The organism is Pseudomonas sp. Pmew2 (assembly GCF_058129885.1).
In genome coordinates this window covers 280,077-302,609 of record NZ_CM176702.1, presented here as the reverse complement: position 1 = coordinate 302,609, position 22,533 = coordinate 280,077, and the positions used below count along the sequence as shown (strand labels likewise).

At 58.3% G+C, this 22,533-nt stretch carries 17 protein-coding genes, 1 tRNA gene and 3 pseudogenes; 11 read left to right on the top strand and 10 right to left on the bottom strand.

From position 1 onward, the window contains the following. Window positions 1-110 precede the first annotated feature (110 nt). From gpmI to AC4ANK_RS01400, 5 genes and pseudogenes are all read left to right on the top strand, one after another. Entirely contained in the window at window positions 111-1,643 is a 1,533-nt protein-coding gene (gene gpmI, locus AC4ANK_RS01420; RefSeq protein ID WP_002551465.1) for a 2,3-bisphosphoglycerate-independent phosphoglycerate mutase, read from the top strand. 153 nt (window positions 1,644-1,796) lie between these two features. Further along, on the top strand, window positions 1,797-3,119 hold the full coding sequence (locus AC4ANK_RS01415; protein WP_002551464.1) for a murein hydrolase activator EnvC family protein: 1,323 nt from the start codon (window positions 1,797-1,799) through the stop codon (window positions 3,117-3,119). Between the two features lie 33 nt (window positions 3,120-3,152). Then, window positions 3,153-4,490: a S41 family peptidase gene (locus tag AC4ANK_RS01410; RefSeq protein ID WP_002551463.1), complete on the top strand. Its 1,338-nt coding sequence runs from the start codon at window positions 3,153-3,155 to the stop codon at window positions 4,488-4,490. A gap of 3 nt (window positions 4,491-4,493) precedes the next feature. Then, window positions 4,494-5,276, top strand: coding sequence for a divergent polysaccharide deacetylase family protein (locus AC4ANK_RS01405; RefSeq protein WP_002551462.1), 783 nt, complete (start codon window positions 4,494-4,496; stop codon window positions 5,274-5,276). 1,153 nt (window positions 5,277-6,429) lie between these two features. After that, window positions 6,430-7,017: pseudogene (locus AC4ANK_RS01400) on the top strand (trypsin-like serine peptidase). Window positions 7,018-7,021: 4 nt separating this feature from the next. Here AC4ANK_RS01400 and AC4ANK_RS01395 read toward each other — a convergent pair. From AC4ANK_RS01395 to AC4ANK_RS01360, 8 genes are all read right to left on the bottom strand, one after another. Continuing rightward, window positions 7,022-7,777, bottom strand: coding sequence for a substrate-binding periplasmic protein (locus AC4ANK_RS01395; RefSeq protein ID WP_002551459.1), 756 nt, complete (start codon window positions 7,775-7,777; stop codon window positions 7,022-7,024). 184 nt (window positions 7,778-7,961) lie between these two features. Beyond that, window positions 7,962-8,732 carry an imidazole glycerol phosphate synthase subunit HisF gene (gene hisF, locus AC4ANK_RS01390; protein ID WP_002551458.1) on the bottom strand — a complete coding sequence of 257 codons (771 nt, stop codon included), beginning with the start codon at window positions 8,730-8,732 and terminating at the stop codon, window positions 7,962-7,964. Window positions 8,733-8,751: 19 nt separating this feature from the next. Next, window positions 8,752-9,489 carry a 1-(5-phosphoribosyl)-5-[(5-phosphoribosylamino)methylideneamino]imidazole-4-carboxamide isomerase gene (hisA, locus tag AC4ANK_RS01385; RefSeq protein ID WP_002551457.1) on the bottom strand — a complete coding sequence of 246 codons (738 nt, stop codon included), beginning with the start codon at window positions 9,487-9,489 and terminating at the stop codon, window positions 8,752-8,754. Between the two features lie 107 nt (window positions 9,490-9,596). Beyond that, the gene (locus tag AC4ANK_RS01380) at window positions 9,597-9,857 is read right to left on the bottom strand and encodes a DUF2164 domain-containing protein (protein WP_002551456.1); all 261 of its coding nucleotides are present in this window, start codon (window positions 9,855-9,857) and stop codon (window positions 9,597-9,599) included. 4 nt (window positions 9,858-9,861) lie between these two features. Continuing rightward, window positions 9,862-10,500 (bottom strand): imidazole glycerol phosphate synthase subunit HisH, encoded by a 639-nt coding sequence (gene hisH / locus AC4ANK_RS01375; protein WP_002551455.1) that lies wholly within the window; start codon window positions 10,498-10,500, stop codon window positions 9,862-9,864. Further along, window positions 10,500-11,093 (bottom strand): imidazoleglycerol-phosphate dehydratase HisB, encoded by a 594-nt coding sequence (gene hisB, locus AC4ANK_RS01370; RefSeq protein ID WP_002551454.1) that lies wholly within the window; start codon window positions 11,091-11,093, stop codon window positions 10,500-10,502. Before hisB ends, hisH begins: the two co-directional genes overlap by 1 nt. A 92-nt stretch (window positions 11,094-11,185) precedes the next feature. Further along, complete coding sequence (locus AC4ANK_RS01365; RefSeq protein ID WP_460384002.1) at window positions 11,186-12,385, bottom strand: amino acid aminotransferase; 1,200 nt, start codon at window positions 12,383-12,385, stop codon at window positions 11,186-11,188. Window positions 12,386-12,652: 267 nt separating this feature from the next. Next, window positions 12,653-14,314, bottom strand: a complete 1,662-nt coding sequence (locus AC4ANK_RS01360) for an OFA family MFS transporter (protein ID WP_002555774.1) — start codon at window positions 14,312-14,314, stop codon at window positions 12,653-12,655. A 428-nt stretch (window positions 14,315-14,742) separates the two neighbouring features. On the opposite strand from AC4ANK_RS01360, the gene AC4ANK_RS01355 reads away from it, so the two are divergent. The 4 genes from AC4ANK_RS01355 (at window position 14,743) to AC4ANK_RS01340 (ending at window position 18,578) form a co-directional block, all read left to right on the top strand. Continuing rightward, the gene (locus tag AC4ANK_RS01355; protein WP_460384000.1) at window positions 14,743-16,968 is read left to right on the top strand and encodes an AsmA family protein; all 2,226 of its coding nucleotides are present in this window, start codon (window positions 14,743-14,745) and stop codon (window positions 16,966-16,968) included. 96 nt (window positions 16,969-17,064) lie between these two features. After that, on the top strand, window positions 17,065-18,132 hold the full coding sequence (gene mutY, locus AC4ANK_RS01350) for an A/G-specific adenine glycosylase (RefSeq protein WP_002555776.1): 1,068 nt from the start codon (window positions 17,065-17,067) through the stop codon (window positions 18,130-18,132). Continuing rightward, complete coding sequence (locus AC4ANK_RS01345) at window positions 18,129-18,401, top strand: oxidative damage protection protein (RefSeq protein ID WP_002555777.1); 273 nt, start codon at window positions 18,129-18,131, stop codon at window positions 18,399-18,401. The genes mutY and AC4ANK_RS01345 overlap by 4 nt, the downstream gene beginning before the upstream one ends. 101 nt (window positions 18,402-18,502) lie before the next feature. Beyond that, window positions 18,503-18,578 (top strand) — tRNA-Phe (locus AC4ANK_RS01340). A gap of 90 nt (window positions 18,579-18,668) precedes the next feature. Here the strand turns inward: AC4ANK_RS01340 and AC4ANK_RS01335 are convergent. Then, window positions 18,669-18,835 (bottom strand): annotated as a pseudogene (locus AC4ANK_RS01335) (ribbon-helix-helix domain-containing protein); the annotation flags it as partial. Between the two features lie 120 nt (window positions 18,836-18,955). Beyond that, window positions 18,956-20,149 (bottom strand): annotated as a pseudogene (locus AC4ANK_RS01330) (IS256-like element ISPsy17 family transposase); the annotation flags it as partial. A 337-nt stretch (window positions 20,150-20,486) separates the two neighbouring features. Here AC4ANK_RS01330 and AC4ANK_RS01325 point away from each other — a divergent pair. Continuing rightward, complete coding sequence (locus AC4ANK_RS01325) at window positions 20,487-20,765, top strand: hypothetical protein (RefSeq protein WP_002555778.1); 279 nt, start codon at window positions 20,487-20,489, stop codon at window positions 20,763-20,765. A 312-nt stretch (window positions 20,766-21,077) separates the two neighbouring features. Continuing rightward, complete coding sequence (locus AC4ANK_RS01320; RefSeq protein WP_002555779.1) at window positions 21,078-22,424, top strand: methyl-accepting chemotaxis protein; 1,347 nt, start codon at window positions 21,078-21,080, stop codon at window positions 22,422-22,424. The last annotated feature ends 109 nt before the right edge of the window (window positions 22,425-22,533 follow it).

The following is a 22,533-nucleotide window of genomic DNA, read 5'->3' as shown; positions in this document are numbered from 1 at the left end:
CAAGGTGGGCCAAAGTCCGTACGGCAGTGACGCCGTTTGAACTTGTCCCTAAAATGCCGCTCCCTTGTACTTTGTTACTCTCTTTATTCAACCAGCATCGAGTGGGTTCTATGACTGCCACGCCAAAACCTCTGGTTCTTATCATCCTGGATGGCTTCGGACACAGCGAAAGCCATGAAGGCAATGCCATCCTGGCCGCGAAGATGCCGGTCATGGATCGTCTTTACGAAACCATGCCCAACGGCCTGATTTCAGGGTCGGGCATGGACGTCGGTCTGCCGGACGGTCAGATGGGCAACTCCGAAGTCGGACACATGAACCTGGGTGCCGGTCGCGTGGTGTATCAGGACTTCACTCGAGTGACCAAAGCGATTCGCGACGGCGAGTTCTTCGAGAACCCGACCATCTGTGCCGCTGTGGATAAAGCTGTCGGTGCGGGCAAGGCCGTGCACATCATGGGCCTGCTGTCCGATGGCGGCGTGCACAGCCACCAGGACCATCTGGTCGCCATGGCCGAACTGGCGGTCAAGCGCGGTGCAGAAAAAATCTATCTGCACGCCTTCCTTGACGGTCGCGACACGCCACCGCGCAGCGCGAAGAAATCCCTTGAGCTGATGGACGCAACCTTCGCTCGCCTGGGCAAGGGCCGCACCGCCACGATCATCGGCCGCTACTTCGCCATGGACCGTGACAACCGCTGGGACCGGGTCTCCACCGCCTACAACCTGATCGTCGACAGCACCGCCGAATTTCACGCAGACAGCGGTGTTGCCGGGCTTGAAGCTGCCTACGCGCGTGACGAGAACGACGAATTCGTCAAAGCAACACGCATCGGTGAACCCGCTCGTGTCGAGGACGGCGATGCTGTGGTGTTCATGAACTTCCGCGCCGACCGCGCCCGTGAGCTGACCCGTGTGTTCGTCGAAGACGATTTCAAGGATTTCGAGCGCGCCCGTCAGCCCAAGGTCAATTACGTGATGCTGACCCAATACGCGGCGAGTATCCCTGCGCCCTCGGCATTTGCGGCTGGCAGCCTGAAAAACGTGCTGGGTGAATACCTGGCAGACAACGGCAAGACTCAGCTGCGTATCGCCGAAACCGAAAAATACGCGCACGTCACGTTCTTCTTCTCTGGCGGTCGTGAAGAACCGTTTCCGGGCGAGGAGCGCATTCTGATTCCATCGCCGAAAGTCGCCACCTACGACCTGCAGCCGGAAATGAGCGCGCCGGAAGTGACCGACAAAATTGTCGATGCCATCGAACATCAGCGTTATGACGTGATTATCGTCAACTACGCCAACGGCGACATGGTCGGCCACAGCGGCATCATGGAAGCGGCAATCAAGGCCGTGGAATGCCTGGACGTCTGCGTCGGTCGCATTACCGCGGCATTGGAAAAAGTCGGCGGTGAAGCACTGATTACCGCTGACCACGGCAACGTCGAGCAGATGACCGATGACTCCACAGGCCAGGCGCATACCGCACATACCTCCGAGCCGGTGCCTTTCGTGTACGTCGGCAAACGCCCGCTGAAAGTCCGCGAAGGTGGTGTTCTGGCTGACGTGGCACCGACCATGCTGCATCTGTTGGGCATGGAGAAACCGCAAGAGATGACGGGCCATTCGATCCTTGTGGCGAAGTAAAACGCTGAAAACCGGCCTATAGCCATCAGGCAAAGCCGGTTTTTTATGTTTCAAGCCCTAAAGCAGTGGCTGCGGGGCGTTTTTTTTGCAGCGCATGGCGGGCATACTAAGCCTGACATTTTTTCTCACAATTCCTCGGTATCGCCCACCCACATGCTTCGCGCCTTGATTGCCCTTGCTCTGATCTGCCTGCTCAATCCGGCGTTTGCCGAAGACGAGCGTGTGCAAACCCAAAAACAGATAGATGCTGCGCGTCAGGATGTGACGGAGCTGCAAAAAGTCCTGGGCAAGCTTCAGGAAGAACGTGCAGGCGTCCAGAAGGACCTGCGCACCACCGAAACCGAAATGGGCAAGTTGGAAAAGCAGGTCGAGGTCCTGCAAAAGGAACTAAAAAAGACGGAAACCGAGCTGCAAAAGCTCGACAGTGAAAAAAAGAAACTGAACAGCGCTCGCGTTGAACAGCAACGCCTGATCGCTATCCAGGCCCGCGCCGCCTATCAGAGTGGCCGCCAGGAATACCTCAAGCTGTTGCTCAATCAGCAGCACCCCGAGAAGTTCGCCCGAACCCTCACGTATTACGATTACCTGAGCCAGGCGCGCCTGGAGCAGCTACGCAACTTCAATGAAACCCTGCGCCAGCTGGCCAATGTCGAAAAAGACATCGATCTGCAACAGGCACAGTTGCTGGTGCAGAAGAGCAACCTGGACAGCCAGAGCGAAGAACTGGCCAAGCTGAATCAGGAGCGTCAGCAGGCACTGGCCAAGCTGAATCAGGACTACAAGGCCCGCGATCAGAAACTGCAGGCCCGTCAGCAGGATCAGGCCGACCTGGCCAAGGTTCTCAAGACCATCGAAGAAACCCTGGCCCGGCAGGCACGTGAAGCTGAAGAGGCTCGCCAGAAGGCGCTGGTCGCCGCTCGCGAGGCCGAAGAGAAACGTCAGCGCGAAGCTGAGGCCGTCGCCCGTAACAACAGCACCAGCAGCAGTAAAAGCGCTGATGAACCCACACCGCGTCGCCCGGTCAAAGCCCCCGGCGCAGTCGTTTCCAGTGCCGGAGTTTCCTACGGCGGACCTTTTGCAGAGGCCCGGGGAAAACTTCCATGGCCTATTGATGGTCGACTGCTTGCGCGTTTCGGTGAAGCCCGCGGTGATGACGAGCGAACCAAATGGGACGGCGTCATGATCAGCGCCGCAGCCGGAAGCCAGGTACATGCAGTGCATGGCGGACGAGTGGTGTTCGCCGACTGGTTGCGTGGTGCCGGGCTTCTGGTCATTCTCGACCATGGCAACGGTTATCTCACCCTGTATGGGCATAACCAGAGCCTGCTCAAGTCGGCAGGTGACATTGTAAAAGCCGGTGAAGCGATTTCCACGGTCGGCAATAGTGGCGGTCAGGACACGGCAGCGTTGTACTTTGCTATTCGTCAGCAGGGTCGCCCCAGCGATCCAGCCCAATGGTGCCGCACTCAAGGATAAGCCGGCGTCAATATCTGTAGGAGTTCGTTAGACATGCTGCATTTGTCCCGCCTCACCTCGCTGGCCCTGGCAATTGCCATCGTTATTGGCGCGCCTTTGGCGCAAGCTGCCGAAAAGACCGCGCCAGCCACGCCTGCAGCAGTCTCGCCCGCCAAGCCCAATGCCAACGCCAAGCCGCCGCTGCCGCTTGACGAGCTGCGCACCTTTGCCGAGGTCATGGATCGGGTCAAGGCGGCCTATGTCGAGCCGGTGGACGACAAGACTCTGCTGGAAAACGCCATCAAGGGCATGCTCAGCAACCTTGATCCACACTCCGCCTACCTGGGTCCGGAAGATTTCCAGGAGCTGCAGGAAAGCACCAGCGGCGAGTTCGGTGGACTGGGCATCGAAGTGGGCGTCGAAGACGGTTTCGTCAAGGTGGTTTCACCCATCGACGACACACCTGCTTCCAAGGCTGGCATTGAGGCAGGCGACCTGATCGTGAAGATCAACGGTACGCCGACCCAGGGCCAGAACATGCAGGAAGCGGTCGACAAGATGCGCGGCAAGATCGGCGAGAAGATCACCCTGACACTGGTGCGCGATGGCGGTACGCCGTTTGATGTGACGCTGGCGCGGGCGACCATCCAGGTCAAGAGCGTCAAGGCGCAGATGCTGGAGAACGGCTACGGCTATATCCGCATCACTCAGTTCCAGGTCAAGACCGGGGACGAAGTCGGCAAGGCGCTGGCCAAATTCCGCAAGGACAACGGCAAGAAGATGAGCGGCCTGATTCTCGACCTGCGCAACAACCCCGGCGGCGTGCTGCAATCGGCGGTGCAGGTGGCGGATCACTTCCTCACCAAGGGCCTGATCGTCTACACCAAAGGCCGCATCGCCAACTCCGAATTGCGTTTCTCGGCAGACCCGGCAGACGCCAGCGAAGGCGTGCCGCTGGTGGTGCTGATCAACGGCGGCAGCGCCTCTGCGTCGGAAATCGTCGCCGGTGCCCTGCAAGACCAGAAACGCGGGATTCTGATGGGCACCGATACCTTCGGCAAAGGCTCGGTACAAACCGTTCTGCCGCTGAACAACGATCGCGCTCTGAAGATCACCACAGCGTTGTATTACACGCCGAACGGTCGCTCGATCCAGGCGCAGGGTATCAACCCGGACATCGTGGTACGTCGGGCCAAGGTCACCAGCGAAGCAGACGGCGAGAACTACAAGGAAGCCGACCTGATGGGTCACCTGGGCAACGGCAACGGCGGTGCCGACAAGCCAACCGTCAAGGGTGGCGCAGCAGCCAAGGCGCGTCCGCAGGATGATGACTTCCAGCTCAGCCAGGCGCTCAGCCTGCTGAAAGGGCTGAGTATCACTCGCGGCAATTGACGGATGCGCGCTCTCGCTCTGTTACTGCTGACACTCTCGATCACTGGTGCTGCCCATGCAGCGCCAGCCGAGAACACCGGCAAGCCGCCGAAGGCCTATCTCAGCCTGATCATCGACGACCTGGGTCAGAACCCGGCGCGGGACAGCCGTACGCTGGCGCTCCCCGGCCCGGTAACGCTGGCGATCATGCCTGACACTCCGCACGCCACCGAATTTGCCCGCGAGGCTCACCGCGCAGGTAAGACGGTCATGCTGCACATGCCGATGGACCCGGCGACCGGGCCTTACGCCTGGCATCCCGAACTACCCTTGCCTGAACTGGAAAGCCGACTCAATGCGGCGCTGCTGAAAGTGCCTTATGCAGCCGGCATCAATAACCACATGGGCAGCCGGATGACCGCCGAACCGGTCGCGATGACCTGGCTGATGGCCGAACTGCAACGACGGCATCTGTTTTTCGTGGACAGCCGCACCAGCGCAAAAACCGTGGCGGCAGCCGAGGCGCAGCGTATCGGCCTCGCCAGCGTCTCGCGCGACGTGTTTCTGGACGACGAGCGCACGGCTGAAGCCATCACCCGCCAATTGCAGACCGCCATCAAAATCGCCCGCAAGCATGGCTCGGCAGTGGTCATCGGTCACCCCTACCCTGTCACGCTGGACGTACTGGAACGCGAGTTGCCCAAACTCAAGGATCAGGGCGTCGAATGGATCGACCTGCGCAGCATGATCAGCGAACGCGGCAATCAGGCGAGTGCGGCGCATGGCAAGAATGGGGTGTATCGCTAATCGTACGCGTCGCTCTCAGCCAGAGCTCAAACTTGCCCTCTACTCTCACTATCAGCTCACCTGATTGCAGTTGATAGGGAAAAGGTTTCCCAAAAAAAGGGCACAAAAAAGCCGCTCTAGGAAGCGGCTTTTCTGATGGAAATGGCTTAGGAACCATTTCCGCAATCCCAAGGGATCATTCGCGTGTGAGGCGGATAGTACACACTTTGTGCGAATGGCACCATAAATTATGGCCTATTTAGGCCCTTGGAAGAGCCGGTTGAGGGCCTCAAATATACCGAAACGGGCCCCGAGAAACTGCTTCATGGAAAATTTCCCAGGGTCAGGCTATTTTTTTGCCAGTGGTAAAAAAGCGGTTACTAAAAGGCCCTCAAAAGACTGGTAAGATGCGAGCCGGCTCAACAGTCGGTGACGCCTGTTGCAGGACCTTTTGACGCGGGCCTAGGAACCCGTCTCGGCTTTATCGAAAGGCCCGAAGCTGGACCAGCCTCAAGGGATCATTCGCGTGAGACCGACTTGGAGTTTGGCTGGGAGGCGCCAAGAGAGGCAGTCCTTTCACGAGGACAACAGTATGCGGCCTATAAAACGCCTGCTGCGCCTAGCGATGAATATTTTCAGTGCCTACAGGACCTGGGAATGGATTTGCGACGCATTCGACAGCCTGTAAAGGCTGAAGGAAAAAAGCCTCGCTTCGGCGGGGCTTTTTTTGTCTGCAGGAAACCGCCAGAACCAAGATGTATCGCGATAAATGTTCATCAGGCAGACGACCTTGCCCCCCCTTTATCCATCAGCAATCAGTGCAAATCATGAATGACACCAGAATTTATGTGAGTTCAGCCTGACTACCGCTTACGGCAACAGAGGAATATGGGTTTTATAGCTGATCACTCACAGTCTGTGTCAGCACTTTCCCTATACGAAGTCCGATATATCTGCGCTCCATGTCCACCACCGCTTCAGCTTTGATAAACGTGTCAATTCTGACTTAAAGGAAGGTGTCTCCATGACGGAGGCCAAGATACTGCTATCAAGGAGGATGATGAAACCAACAACGATTACAGGTGCGTGCTGTATCGCCGCACTGCTGCCCTTTTCCATTCATGCGGCGGCAGACCTGGGCGAAGGACTACTTTCCCTTGCCCCGTCCAAAGTTCTGCTGAACGCCGACGGCTCACGCGACCACTGGAACGGCATCGGCCGTATCAACAGCAGGTCGGGCTCGAACTGTACGGCGACGCTGATCGATACTCGAAGCGCCGATAGCACGCCTGATGCGCCTGCCTATGCACTCACCAGCGGCCACTGCATCAGTCGGCAGAACGGTCTGATCATTACTGATGGAGAGATCGAAGGCAGCGTCCAGTTCAATTTTTCACTGACAGCGTGGCACGCAGCTATTCATTGAAACGCGTCAGCTGGAGCAGCATGCAGGGCGTGGATCTGGCGATTGTCGAATTGCAGCCAACGCTCGAAACGCTGATCGACGATGGCATCCAGCCGCTTGCGCTTGCCATAGAACTGCAGCTGGCGGGACCGACGCCCGAGCCACAGGTGGTTATTGGGAAAAACCGGTTGGGCGCATTATCGGTCAGTTGGTCGTACGAACATCGCCCGATCGACCATTACACGGTCAAGGTGGGCCCGCCAGACACTGCTGCCGTTGAAGATCTGCACTTACGCCCATGACATCAATGGGCAGCCTTCCAATGTACGCGAAGACACCCTTCCCGCAGCAGGTTGAGCGATTACTGATAGCGCGTCTTGACCGCGTCGACCCAACCCTCGGCACGCATCTGGTCGAGGGCTTTCTGCAGGCGAGCCACAACGTCGTCAGGCGTGCTCTTGTTGACTGCCAGGTAAAGTTCGGCGCTGTTGAAACGCAGCGCGGTCTTGAACCCCGTGACCCCTTCCAGTTTCGCCAGATAGCGGCCAACCGGATCGCCCACGGCCCACAGATCGATCTGACCATTGTCGAGCTTTTTCACGTTGTCCCGGTCACGCAGCATCAAAATCGGGTTAAGGCCCATCGCGTTCAGACGCTCGCCGATGGCGTCGCCTTTATAGGCACCAATCCTGTAGTTCTTTGCCTGCTCAAGCGACGTTAACGTGACGGGGCTGTCGCCGCGGGCGAGCATGATCCAGTCATAGGAGCCTACCGGACCCACCCATTTGAACAGTTTTTCCCGCTCAGGCAGGCGAGTGGTGGAGAACACACCATAACCGGGCTTGTCGAGGGCAAGCTTGTAAACCCGGTCCCACGGAAAACGCAGGGTCATGCTGTAACCAATGTTTGCGCGCTTGAACATCTCGCGCACCACTTCAGCGGCAATACCGTCGATGTTGTTTTCCTGCGCGAAATTCCTGCCATCGACCGCCATGTTGAACGGCGGGAAATTCTCGGTGAGCAACACCATGGAATAAGGCGTTGAGTCGCTGGCTCGCGCAGTTTCATTCAGCAACAAGCCGACACCGATCAGTGCGAGAAATAGACGTTTGAACATGTTCCAGCACTCGATCATGAACGACGCATGCAGAGTGCCGTGAACCCGGCGCACTGTCTAGCGCGCTGTCCGGCGATGTCGCTTACAGGTAATACTCGAATGCCACAGGGCTGAAACAGAGCGAGCGCCGGCTGTTTCAAACCCATGGTCTGAAACAAGCGACGCCCGCTTTGATGCGCAGTACTCAGCGCACCACAATCCCGCGACTGGCCATATAAGCCTTTGCTTCGGGAACGGTGTATTCGCCAAAGTGGAAAATACTCGCCGCCAGCACGGCACTGGCGTGGCCTTCGATGACGCCGGCGGCCAGATGCTCAAGGTTGCCGACACCACCGGAAGCAATCACCGGGATGCCCAGCGCATCACTGATGGCGCGAGTGACGCCCAGGTCAAAGCCGTTCTTCATGCCGTCCTGGTCCATGCTGGTCAGCAGGATCTCGCCAGCCCCCAGGTCTTCCATCTTTTTCGCCCAGAGCACCGCGTCCAGCCCGGTGGGTTTGCGTCCACCGTGGGTGAAGATTTCCCAGCGCGGGGTTTCACCCGGGCCGGAGACCTTCTTGGCATCAATAGCGACCACAATGCACTGCGACCCGAAACGAGCGGCGGCTTCACCGACAAACTCAGGGTTGAACACCGCTGCCGTGTTGATCGACACCTTGTCCGCGCCCGCATTGAGCAGGTTGCGGATGTCCTGCACGGTACGCACGCCGCCACCGACAGTCAGCGGAATGAACACCTGACTGGCCATGCGCTCGACGGTGTGCAGCGTGGTGTCACGGCCATCGACGCTGGCAGTGATGTCGAGAAAAGTGATTTCGTCTGCACCCTGCTCATCGTAACGACGAGCAATTTCCACCGGATCGCCTGCATCCCGGATGTTCTCGAACTTGACACCCTTGACCACTCGACCGTTGTCGACGTCCAGGCAAGGGATGATGCGTTTGGCTAGGGCCACAGGGTCAGTCTCCAGCTATTCAGCGTTGTTCGCGGTCGCAGAGCGCCTGGGCTTCGGCCACATCCAGCGTACCTTCGTAGATCGCACGACCGGTGATTGCGCCGATGATGCCCGGAGCCTTCGCATTCAACAGCGCCTGAATGTCGCCCAGGTTATGAATGCCACCCGAAGCAATCACCGGGATCCGCGTAGCCGCCGCCAGCGCCGCGGTGAACGGGATGTTGCAGCCCTGCATCATGCCGTCTTTGGCGATGTCGGTGTAGACAATGGCAGACACGCCATCGGCTTCAAAACGCTTGGCCAGATCAATGACCTGAACCGAGCTGACTTCAGCCCAGCCATCGGTGGCGACGAAACCGTCCTTGGCATCCAGACCGACGATCACCTTGCCGGGGAACGCACGGCAGGCTTCAGCCACGAACTCGGGCTCTTTGACGGCCTTGGTGCCGATGATGACGTAGCTCACGCCCGCCTTGACGTAGTGCTCGATGGTTTCCAGCGAACGGATGCCGCCACCGATCTGGATCGGCAGGTTCGGGTAGCGCCTGGCGATGGCCGTGACCACATCACCGTTGACCGGCTGTCCTTCGAACGCACCGTTCAGATCGACCAGATGCAGACGGCGGCAACCACCGTCGACCCACTTGGCGGCCATGGCCACCGGATCATCGGAGAACACTGTGGAATCTTCCATCCGGCCCTGACGCAGACGCACACAGGCACCGTCTTTGAGGTCGATAGCGGGGATAATCAGCATGCTTATTCCTTGGTCAAAAAGAGCGGCAAGCTGCAAGCGATTAGCTGCAAGTATGCGTACTCACTGATTCTTGCGGCTTGAAGCCTGAAGCTCAAAGCTGCTTCTATTCAATTCTTTTCGAGCGCCCAGAGATCGCTTTCGATGCTCTCGAACCGCTCCTTGAGCTGCTGCTGAACATCGAAAATAGCGCGATTGTAGTAATGCGGGGCAATCTCGCGGGTGAACAATTCCAGTACCTCAGCCACTTCAAACGTACCCAGCTCCAGCTCGAAGCGCTCTGCGAACAGGCGCTTGAGCTTGTCGATCGCCTGCTGCTCATGCTCGGGCGAAAGGGTCAGAATCGGCGGCTTGCTCTTGGTTTTGCTCATACGATTACCAGCGACCATCCCAGGCAGCGAAGTTCTGCAGCAATTGCAGGCCGTGGGTGTGGCTCTTTTCCGGGTGAAATTGCACGGCGAAGCGCGAACCGTCGGCCAGCGCGGCGGCAAAGTCGAGGCCGTAGTGACCGCGCCCGACCACCTGACGCTGGTTCGCGGCATCGATGTAGAAACTGTGCACGAAGTAGAAACGCGCCAGATCCGGAATGTCATGCCACAGCGGGTGATCCACCGCCTGAGCGACCTGATTCCAGCCCATGTGCGGCACTTTCAGGTGCTCGCCTTCTTCATACAGGTCCTTGCCGAAAAACTTCACCTGGCCAGGAAAAAGACCGATGCAGTCCACGCCGCCGCTCTCTTCACTTCTGTCGAGCAACGCCTGCATGCCGACGCAGATGCCGAGAAACGGACGGTCCTGGCTGACTTCCCTGACCAGCGAATCAAAGCCCAGACGGCGAATCTCGGCCATGCAGTCGCGAATCGCGCCCACACCCGGAAACACCACACGGTCGGCTTCGCGAATCACCTTGGCGTCACTGGTAATCAGCACACGGCCTGCGCCTACGTGCTCAAGCGCCTTGGCGACAGAGTGCAGGTTGCCCATACCGTAATCGATGACCGCAACCGTCTGCATCAGAGCACACCCTTGGTGGATGGCATTTGCCCGGCCATGCGCTCATCCAGCTCGACCGCCATGCGCAGCGCGCGACCGAAAGCCTTGAACACGGTCTCGATCTGGTGGTGAGTGTTGGTGCCACGCAGGTTGTCGATGTGCAGCGTCACGTTCGCGTGGTTGACGAAGCCCTGGAAGAACTCCTGAAACAGGTCCACATCAAAGCCACCCACCGTGGCACGGGTATACGGCACATGCATCTGCAGGCCCGGACGACCCGAAAAGTCGATGACCACGCGCGACAGCGCTTCGTCGAGCGGCACATAGGCGTGGCCGTAACGACGAATGCCTTTCTTGTCGCCGATGGCCTGGCTGAACGCCTGCCCCACGGTGATACCAACGTCTTCCACCGTGTGGTGATCGTCGATTGCCAGGTCACCCTTGCACTCGATGTCCAGGTCGATCAGCCCGTGCCGGGCGATCTGGTCGAGCATGTGCTCAAGAAAAGGCACACCGATATCGAATCGGGCCTTTCCGGTGCCATCCAGGTTGATCGAGGCTTTGATCTGGGTTTCCAGAGTATTACGCTCGACGTACGCCTTACGTTCGGCCATCACCAGCTCCGCAAAATCATTGGGCGAAAAAAGGCGAGCATTATAGGCCCAGATGCGCCCGCCATGAAGCAAACAGACGACCAGCAGGGCATTTAGTGGGTGAAGAGGCTCGCGATTGCGTTACATACCTTGTCGATATTGCCTTCATTCAGGCCCGCCATGCACACCCGGCCACTGCGCAGCATGTAAATGCCGTGAACGTCTTTCAGTTCATCGACCTGCTGTGGCGTCAGACCGGTATAGCTGAACATCCCGCTCTGCCTGAGGATAAAGCTGAAATCACGTCCGGAAACCTTCTGCGCCAGCACCTCGACCAGCCGCGTGCGCATGTCGATGATGCGCACGCGCATGGCCTCGACTTCGCTCAGCCACTGCTCGCGCAGGTGCGGCGTGTTGAGCACTTTTGAAACCAGAAAGGCGCCATGCGCAGGCGGGCTGGAGTAGTTGCGGCGCACGGTCGCCTTGAGCTGGCCGAACACGTTGGCAGAGGAGGCCGCGTCTTCACAAACCACCGACAGCCCGCCTACCCGCTCGCCGTACAGCGAGAAAATTTTCGAGAACGAGTTACTGACCAGCGTTGTAACACCTGCGTTGGCCATTGCGCGGATGGCATAGGCATCCTCATCAATGCCCTTGCCGAAGCCCTGATAGGCAATATCCAGAAACGCGATGAGCTGACGATCCTTGATCACTTCGATCAGGCGGTCCCATTGCGCAACTGTCAGATCGGCACCGGTCGGGTTATGGCAGCACGGGTGCAGCAAAAGGATGCTCTGCGCAGGCAGACCCTGCACCGTATCGAGCATGGCCTCGAACCTGACCCCGCCAGTCTGCGCGTCGAAATACGGGTAGCTGTTGACCTTGAAGCCTGCACCACCGAACAGCGCGTTGTGGTTTTCCCAGGTCGGATCGCTGACCCAGACCTGCGAGTCCGGGAAGGCATACTTGAGGAAGTCGGCACCTACTTTCAGCGCGCCGGAGCCGCCCACGGTCTGGATGGTCGCCACGCGTCCTGCCTGCACAAGCGGGTGATCCGCCCCGAACAACAGGGTCTGCACTGCCTGCCGATAAGCCGCCAGGCCTTCCATCGGCAGATAGACAGAAGCCTCCTGCTCGCCCTCGGCCAGTTGCTGTTGTGCCGTTGCTACGCATGCCAGCTGAGGGATACGGCCCTGCGCGTCGTAATACAAGCCGATGCTCAGATTGACCTTGTCCACACGGGAATCCTTGCCAAAGGTTTCCATCAGGGAAAGGATCGGATCACCAGCGTATGACTCCACGTGGGCTAGCATGCAAACAACTCCTACAGGCAATAAGAACAGGGGTTGCTAATGTAGCAGCGTCTGCGGGGGAACGGGCAGTGCATCAAACACATTGAGCCGCAGATAGTTGACGCAGAGCGTCACGAACGGCATTCCCACACTGGAGCGTGTGGAACGATAGCCTCAACTATAGTGGGACGCTCTGCGTCCGATTCAGAGTGCGTGGAACAAGAATTCTGCGCACAAAAAAAAGCGCCTGCACCTAAGTGCAAGCGCTTATCTGTTACCTACAGGCTTTTAGTGGAACAGCACTGCGGTTTTTTGCAGGGTAATCCAGACGCCCCACGCCAGCGGGATGCCTACGGCCAGCCAGGCGGCGATGACCAGCGGCTTACTGCCTGCGGATGCTTTCCACTCCAGCGAAGTCGTGGCATTGGCACCCTTGTCGTGACCGATGGCTTGTTCAGCCGCCAGCTCGGCGTCGGTCATGAAGTACTTGTCGGCAACCGGACGAATCAGCAGGTTGCAGATAAAGCCCAGCACCAGCAGACCCGAGAGGATGTACAAGGTGATGTCGTAGGCATCGGCACGTGCAACACCGTGGGCGAGTTGGTACTCACGCAGGTAGTTGACCAATACCGGACCGAGCACACCGGCCGCAGCCCAGGCAGTCAGCAGACGACCGTGGATCGCGCCGACCATCTGCGTACCGAACAGGTCAGCCAGATAAGCCGGAACCGTCGCGAAACCGCCACCGTACATCGACAGCACGATGCAGAACGCGGCCACGAACAGGGCGATGCTACCCATGTGGCTCAGGGTCGGAACCGACGCATAAAGCAGGAAGCCCAGTGCGAAGAATACGAAGTAGGTTGCCTTGCGACCGATGAAGTCCGAGCACGAAGCCCAGAAGAAACGACCGCCGATGTTGAACAGACTCAACAGACCCGTGAAGCCGGCTGCAATCGCAGCAATGGCTTTCAGTTGGTCGGCATTGAGCTGGCTGAAGGTCAGATCGACGCCCAGCAGTTTGCCGGCGAACACTTCCTGCAACAGCGGCGAAGCCATGCCCAGAATGCCGATACCGGCCGATACGTTCAGGCACAGCACCAGCCAGACCAGACGGAACTGCGGTGTCTTCCAGGCCACGCTGACGTGCACGTGACGGTTGGTGATCATCGAGTTCTTGGCCTTGGCAGCCGGAGCGGTCCAGCCTTCAGGTTTCCAGCCGGTTGGCGGAACGCGATAGCCCAGCGCGCCACCGATCATGAAGATGAAGTAGATCACCGCCATCACCACGAAGCTCTGCCAGACGCCAACGCTTTCAGCCGAGGCAAAGTGACCCATCAGCGCAGTGGCCAGCGGTGCACCCACCATCGCGCCGCCACCAAAGCCCATGATCGCCATACCGGTCGCCATGCCGCGCTTGTCCGGGAACCACTTGATCAGGGTCGAAACGGGGGAGATATAGCCCAGCCCCAGACCAATGCCGCCGATAACCCCCGAGCCCAGCCACATCAACCAGATCTGGTGCGTATAAATGCCCAGTGCGGAAATCAGCAAGCCACCGCACCAGCAGAGGGCCGAAACAACACCGGCCTTGCGTGGACCTGCGTGCTCCAGCCAGCCACCCCAGATGGCAGCCGAGCAACCCAGGAAAATGAAGAACAGGGTGTAGATCCAGCCCAGCATGGAGATCTGCCAGTCACAGGTCGACGCGAACATCTGCGCGAAGAACCCCATGTCCGGAGTACAGGCGACGGGTGCAGTAATACCCACGGCCTTGGACAACGGCAACCAGAACACCGAGAAGCCGTAAGCCATACCGATACAAAGATGGATGGCCAATGCTGCTGGTGGAACAAGCCAACGGTTGAAACCGGGCTTGGCGATAATGCGCTCTTTGGACAAGAACGCAGGCTGAACGGCGTCGCCGCCCAAGGCTGTGCTTGTGCTCATTATAATTACCCCAATGTGTGAAGCTCGCAGATGGTCCGCTGGTCCGCCACAGACTCCATGCCGAGCGGCCATGTCTGTTTTATCGGCAGGTTGTTCAGATACGTGACAAAAAGACGCACCTGAGCCAGCAAAAACGGAGACTATCACTGTCTGATGGCAAATAAGCATCTCGTTACATGCTTTTTATTATCTATTTTATCGGTTAATCCGCGCGCTCTATGACGCCATAGATGCAATCAATTAAATGATAAGGAAAAGCCTGTCAAAACCTTAGTTGAGGCAGAAAAGCTATGTAGCTGTAGGGTCGAGAGGAGCGTTGCTACCTCAAACCGGCGACCGGACAGCAATAAAGGCATCCGCAGCCCGGTACGCGCGTCAGAGCGGTATACTCACGGGCTATTTTTGAATATCGACACAAGGACTCGCCCATGAAAGCGTTCGGCAAAATCCTGGGGCTGTTTATTCTCGGGCTGTTGCTGATCATCGTGGCTCTCGGCTTCGCCCTGACCCACCTGTTTGATCCCAACGACTACAAAGACGAGATTCGCCAGCTGGCACGCGACAAGGCCAACGTCGAGCTGACGCTCAACGGTGATATCGGCTGGAGCCTGTTCCCCTGGCTCGGCCTGGAATTGCACGACGCCCATGTCGCCACCCTGACCGCCCCCGATCAGCCGTTTGCCGATGTGCAGATGCTCGGCCTGTCCGTACGTGTCCTGCCGCTGCTTCGTCGTCAGGTGCAGATGAGTGACATCCGCGTCGAAGGCCTTAACCTGGCCCTGCACCGTGACGAAAACGGTCATGGCAACTGGGAGGACATCGGCAAGCCCGCTGTCGCAACCACCGCAGCGCCTGGCGAACCAACCCCTGCGCCTGCCCCGGACGCGCCCAAGGCCGATCGCCCTTCCCAGCCCATCCGGCTGGATATCGACAGCCTGACTGTCAACAACGCCCGCGTGGATTACAGTGATGCCCGCAAAGGCCGAACCTTCACGGCCGAGAGCATTCAACTGAGCACCGGACCAATTCGTGAAGCATCCAACATCCCGATCAAACTGACGGCGTTCCTGAGCACCAACCAGCCCGTCGTGCGCGCCAAGACCGAACTGGTCGGCGAACTGCGCATGGACCGCGTACTCAAGCGCTATCAATTCGAAGACATGCGCTTGTCCGGCGAAGTCGCAGGCGAGCCGCTGCAGGGCAAGACCGTCACTTTCTCGGCGCAGGGCCAGCTGCTGGTAGACCTTGCCGCCAATATCGCCGAATGGAACAGCCTCAAAGTGTCAGCCAACCAGTTGCGTGCACTGGGCGAACTGCGTGCCCGTGATCTGGATAAAACGCCACAGATCAGCGGCGGCCTGTCCATCGCCCAGCTCGACCTGCGCACCTTCTTCGAAAACATCGGCCAGCCATTGCCCGCCATGTCCGAGGGCGCGCTGAGCAAGGTTGAAATGGTCACACGCCTCGCCGGCACGCCCACCAGCCTTGCGCTGGAAAACCTCAATCTGAAAGTCGACGACAGCACCTTCACCGGTCGCATCGCCGTGGACGACTTCGCCAAACAGGCGCTGCGTGTCCAGCTCAAGGGCGATACCTTCGACGCCGACCGCTATCGTCCAGCTGAGAGCGAAGAAAGCAAAGGTGCCAAGGCCGCGCGCAAATCCGAGGTTCAGTCCGGTGAAGCCGCCGCTGCTGCGGGCGACTCACCGCTGCCCGAACAACCGACCAAGGCCGCCTGGAGCACTGCCAGGCTGCTGCCGCTGGAGCGCTTGCGTACGCTGGATGTCGAGGCTGACCTGAGCTTCGGCAAACTGACCCTGAACAAACTGCCCATCGACAACGCAGCGTTCAAGACCCAAGCCAACGGTGGTCTTATCAAGGTCGATACGCTGAGTGGCGACCTGTACAACGGCAACTTCGAGGTCAAGGGCAATCTGGACGCGCGTCCGGACACGCCTGTGGCCACGGTACAGACGCGCATTGCCAAAGTACCGGTCGAACGCATTCTGGAAAGCCAGGGCCAGACGCCGCCAGTGCGTGGCCTGCTGAACCTAGACAGCAGCCTGACCGGCACAGGCAACAGCGAAAAAGCCCTGATCGACAGCCTGAACGGCACCGCCAGCTTTGCACTCAATAACGGCGTACTGGTCAATGCCAACCTGGAGCAGCAGCTGTGCAAGGGTATTTCGATCCTCAACCGCAAGACGCTTAGCGGCGAACCGCGCGCCAAGGACACTCCTTTCCAGCAGCTCAACGGCAATCTGGTGATACGCAACGGCGTGGCCAGCAACCCGGACCTCAAGGTTCGTACGCCGGGCATGGCCGTCAACGGTAACGGCGACGTCGATCTGCGCGTACTGGGCATGAATTACCGCGTCGGCATCATCGTCGAAGGCGACAAGAGCGACATGCCGGACCCAGCGTGCGAGATCAATCCGCGCTTTGTCGGCATCGAGTGGCCGGTGCAGTGCCGCGGCCCGCTGGAACTGGGTGCCAAAGCCTGCCGCCTGGACAAGGAAGGCGTGGGCCAGATCGCTGCCAGGCTGGCAGGCGACCGGATCAGCGAGAAGCTTGAGGACAAGCTGAATGAAAAACTCGGTGACAAGGTCAGCCCCGAACTCAAGGACGCCCTCAAGGGATTGTTCAAACGCTAGAGCAATGTGAACAGCTCAGGAGCGCCCTCGCGGCGCTCCACTGGCGCACCTTTTCCTATCCCGACTCATATCCCGACGACGAGAGCCCTTCAGGCCATGCAACCCGAACAATTCTCCAGCGCCGTGCTGGACTGGTACGACCGTCATGGCCGACATGACCTGCCCTGGCAACAAGACATCACGCCGTATCGGGTCTGGGTATCGGAAATCATGCTGCAGCAGACCCAGGTCAGCACCGTTCTGAATTACTTCGACCGCTTCATGGAGGCCCTGCCGACCGTCCAGGCGCTGGCTGAGGCACCGGAAGACGAAGTGCTGCACCTATGGACCGGGCTGGGCTACTACACCCGCGCCCGCAACTTGCAGAAGACCGCAAAAATCGTGGTTGCCGATCACGATGGCGAGTTTCCCCGTGACGTCGAAAAACTCATCCTGCTGCCCGGTATCGGTCTATCCACCGCAGGCGCAATCGCCAGCCTGAGTATGGGTCTTCGCGCGCCGATCCTCGACGGCAACGTCAAACGCGTGCTGGCGCGCTTTACCGCGCAAGAGGGCTACCCGGGCGAACCCAAGGTGGCCAAACAGCTGTGGGCTACAGCCGAACGCTTCACACCGCACAGCCGGGTCAACAACTATACCCAGGCCATGATGGACCTCGGTGCCACGCTCTGTACCCGCAGCAAACCCAGCTGCCTGCTCTGCCCGCTGGAACGCAGTTGCGAGGCGCACATGCTCGGCCTGGAAACCCGCTACCCCATCCCCAAACCACGCAAGACCGTGCCGCAGAAACGCACGCTCATGCCGATGCTCGCCAACGAAGACGGCGCGATTCTGCTTTATCGTCGCCCTTCCAGCGGCTTGTGGGGCGGCCTGTGGAGCCTTCCGGAACTGGATGACTTCGATGACCTGCAGCACCTGGCCACGCAACATGCACTGCAATTGGGCGAGCACCATGAACTGCCGGGGCTGATCCACACTTTCAGCCACTTCCAGTTGAGCATCGAACCCTGGCTGGTCAAGGTCCAGGAGTCCGCCGATCACGTGGCCGAGGCCGACTGGCTCTGGTATAACCTCGCCACCCCGCCACGCCTGGGCCTTGCTGCCCCGGTGAAAAAGCTGCTCAAACGCGCAGCCGACGTATTGAACGCAGGAGAGTCGTCATGACCCGCACCGTAATGTGCCGCAAGTACAAAGAAGAACTACCCGGCCTGGAACGCGCCCCTTATCCGGGAGCCAAGGGCGAAGACATCTTCAACCACGTCTCGCAAAAAGCCTGGGCCGACTGGCAGAAACACCAGACCCTGCTGATCAACGAGCGCCGCCTGAATATGATGAACGCCGAAGACCGGAAATTCCTCCAGACCGAGATGGACAAGTTTCTCTCGGGCGAAGAATACGCCCAGGCCGAAGGCTACGTTCCCCCCGAAAAATAAAGCGTTTCACGCAGTGAAGGTCGTAAGCGTCGGTAATAATTCAAATTTTTTAAAAAACACGCTTGACGACCTCCTGAAAAACACGTCTAATGCGCCCCGTTGCCCAGATAGCTCAGTCGGTAGAGCAGGGGATTGAAAATCCCCGTGTCGGCGGTTCGATTCCGTCTCTGGGCACCACCTTCCGTTTTCAGGTGATGCCAAGCACACCTGAAAACACACAAGAAGCCCGCCTCGTGCGGGCTTTTTGTTGTCTGGGCGAAACGATACTCAGCCATTCGCCTTCAACATTCTCCGTTTGAATTCATCTACGCTGAATGGACGAGGCGCCCCGCTGGACTCGCCTTCATCAGCGCAAGCCGGGTGGCTTCGATGTCTGCGCTCCGGGCCTGTTCGCGACGAATCAAGTCGCGAATATGTTGGCTGTCGCGGGAGTATCAGTTTTTTTGTGTTCGGGCTGGTTAGGGCCTGCCGTCAGGCAGGCCCTTGTTTTACCAGCTCGGTCTGGTAAATCGGTCTCCGTACAGGATCGCAAATTGATTCATTGCCACTTTTCAGTCGTGTGCCGCATGACCCCAGTTGGCGGTGATGTTGCGCAACCCAAGCCATATCAGTTTCGTCGCGGCCTCATCGGTCGGGAAGTGCCCTCGAGTCTTGATGATCTTGCGTAACTGGGCATTGATGCTCTCGATGGCATTGGTCGTGTAAACCACTTTGCGGATGCCCGCCGGGAAAACAAAAAACGGTATAACCCGATCCCAGGCGCGACGCCATGCAGCAACCACAGTCGGATACTGCTTGCCCCAGGGGCCCGCTTCAAAGGCGTTAAGCTCTTGCTCAGCCACATCTGCATTGATCGCCTGGTAGATCGGCTTGAGTGCTTTGGCCAGTGCCCGACGTTTATCCCAAGCGGCATAGTCCAAGCTGTTGCGGATCAGATGCACGATGCAGGTTTGCAGCGTCGTGGCAGGAAAAACCGCCCCCAACGCCTCCGGTATTCCTTTGAGGCCATCCGTGACGGCGATCAGAACATCTTCAACGCCACGAGTCTTGAGGTCGTTGAACACCTTCATCCAAAACTTGGCACCCTCGGTGCTCTCGATCCATATACCCACAATGTCGCGCGTGCCATCAGGTAATACCCCCAGCGCCAGATAAATAGCCTTGTTGCACACTAACCCCTCGTCCCGGATTTTGACCCGTAACGCATCGAAGAAGATCACCGGATACATCGGTTCCAAGGGTCGTTGCTGCCAAGCGCTCACCTCTTCCATGACCGCATCGGTGACTGAGCTGATGAAGTCATGGGACACGTCAGTTCCATACTGCTCAGACAGAAAAGCGCGGATCTCACGCACCGTCATGCCCCGGGCGTACATGGCAATTATCTTGTCGTCGAAGCCTGTAAAACGGCGTTCGTGCTTGGGAATCAGGATCGGGGCGAAGCTACCATCGCGGTCTCTGGGGATATCCAGGCGAAGCGGCCCGTCGTCGGTCAGAACCGTCTTGCTGCTTTTGCCATTACGCTGATTGGTCGACTCCTCAGGGCGCTCCGCGCCCTGAGGGCAACCAAGGTGGTGACCCAGCTCGGCGCCTAGCGCACGCTCGATCAGAGCCTTCTTGAACGCCATGGACGCGTCTTGAATGGCTTCGGCGCTCATCGGGCCTTTAACAAACTGCTCGATCAGCTCTTGGGGAATCGAGGGCAACTCCCTCGCTGTTGCATTGGCGGACTTCTTTTTGGTCGGCATACATGCACCTCTAGCTACATGTTATGCCCGAACACAAAATTTCTGACAGTCTCGCTGTCGCTGGTGTACGTGCCCACTTCAGTCTGCGCGCTTATTAAAGCGCCCTTTTGATCGGTCATCCGTACGGTCTCCATACTTGAACTCCAAAATCGTTTATCGACTGCGAGAGGCCTTCGCCTGGAAGAGGCATGCTCACACATGCGTTACGCAGCGCGGAAGCCCAGTGCTTCGAGCAAATCAAGACCAGCCATCCAGAGCCCTGCCACCCCCATCCCGTTGAACTAATTTTCCCTCCCCACCATCGAAGCCATACATTTGCTTCCACAAGGAAAATTACGTGCTCAAGTTTACTGCCTCCGCCCTCATCATCGCCGCCACTCTGGGTCTGGCTGCCTGCGACAGCAAATCCGAACAGAAAGCACAGAACGCTCAGGCTCATCAGGAGAAATCCCAGGAGAAGATGGAGTCTGCCCAGGACAAAGTGAACGAGGCTGCCAAAGAGAACACCGAAGCGGCCAAGGACAAAGCTGCGTCCAAGGAAGCGGCTGCCGAAGAATCGAAGACCTTCGTGCCGACGTCCGAAGTGACCAACACCATCCAGCCGGAAAAAAAGTGAATACAGTGAATACTCTTCACAAAGTTTTCACAGCGGCCGCGTCATTGTAGAGCTGCTCCCAAGTGTGAATCCTTAAGCCCGCGCCCCCATCGCGGGCTTTTCTTTGTCCTGAATTTGACGGGCAGAGCGCTTTTCCAGATATCTGCGTACCTATAGTCAGCGTATTTCTTTTTGACAAAAAACTGCACTTTTTTGACGCCAGAAAATCTCTTCATTTATCCAGTCGATTGTTGCGATGACCCGTTCATGTCGCAGCTTTTCGAGCCGATACTCTAATCACAGCAAGTCCACAAACACACCAAGGGGCAGGTTATGTTCGGAAACAAGAACAAAGCTGAACTGACAGCCATGAAGGCCGAGGTAGATGGACTCAAAGGACTGACAAGCGCACTGGAAAAATCAATGGCGGTGGTCGAGCTGGGTCTCGACGGCAAGATCCTTCGTGCCAACGATAACTTCATTGCAACGATGGGCTACCGGGCCGATGAGCTGGCCAGCAAGACGCACCGCGACTTTTGCGAGCCGGAGATGCTCCGCAGCCGTGAATACGCGGACCTGTGGGCGTCTCTGAAGGCTGGCAAGTTCATCTCCGGCACCTTCAAGCGCATCGACAAGAATGGCAGTAGCGTCTGGCTGGAGGCAAGCTACAACCCGGTGACCGATACGCAGGGCAAAGTCTTCAAGGTGGTCAAATATGCTCTGGACGTCACTAAACGCGTAATGCTCGAAAACGAGACCAACAGCAAGCTGGCAGCAGTAGACCGGGCCATGGCTGTTTGCGAATTCGAGCCCAATGGCAATGTGATAACCGCCAACAGTAACTTCCTGAACGTCATGGGTTACGCACTGAACGAGATCAAAGGTAAACACCACAGATCGTTCTGCGAACCGGCACTGACCAACAGCCCGGAATATACCGAATTCTGGCGCAAGTTGAATCAGGGCGAGTTCATTGGCGATCAGTTCAAACGCCTCGGCAAACATGGCCGGGTTGTCTGGCTGGAAGCAACGTATAACCCGGTTTTTGATGTCGACGGCAAGCTCTACAAGATCGTCAAGTTTGCCAGTGACATTACCCAGCGTGTCGAAAAGCAGGAAGCCGATGCGCATGGTGCGTCGCGTGCTTACCATATCTCGGCAGAAACCGAGAAAGTGGCCGAACAGGGAACCCTGGTCATTCAGGAAACCGCTCGGGAAATGCGCCAGATTGCCGAAAACATCGGCGCGTCGGCGAAGCTGGTGAGCCAACTGGGCGATCGCTCCGAGCAGATCACCGCCATCGTCAACACCATCCGCGGCATCGCCGACCAGACCAACCTGCTGGCGCTCAACGCTGCCATCGAAGCGGCACGGGCGGGTGATCAGGGTCGTGGGTTTGCCGTGGTGGCAGACGAAGTCCGGCAACTGGCCGGACGTACCAGCGGCTCTACCACCGAGATTGCCGAAATGATCGGCAAGATTCTCGCCGAAACACGTGAAGCCGTGGCGAGCATGGATGCCACGCAGGAAGGTGCCATTCGAGGTGTGACACTGGCCGATCAGGCCGGACAGGTCATCGTGCAGATCCGCGACGGCGCAAGCGATGCGGTCGAAGCCGTGAACATGTTCGCCACGCGCATGGATGAAGCCGAAGCGTTTGCAAAGCCGGGCAAGCGATGACGATCGTGTAACACCCAGCACATCAAAACCCGCGTCCTGCGGGTTTTTTATTGTCCAGAGATTACGGCCAAGCCTTGGTTATCCAGCCCGTCTGCGCTTCAATAGCGGC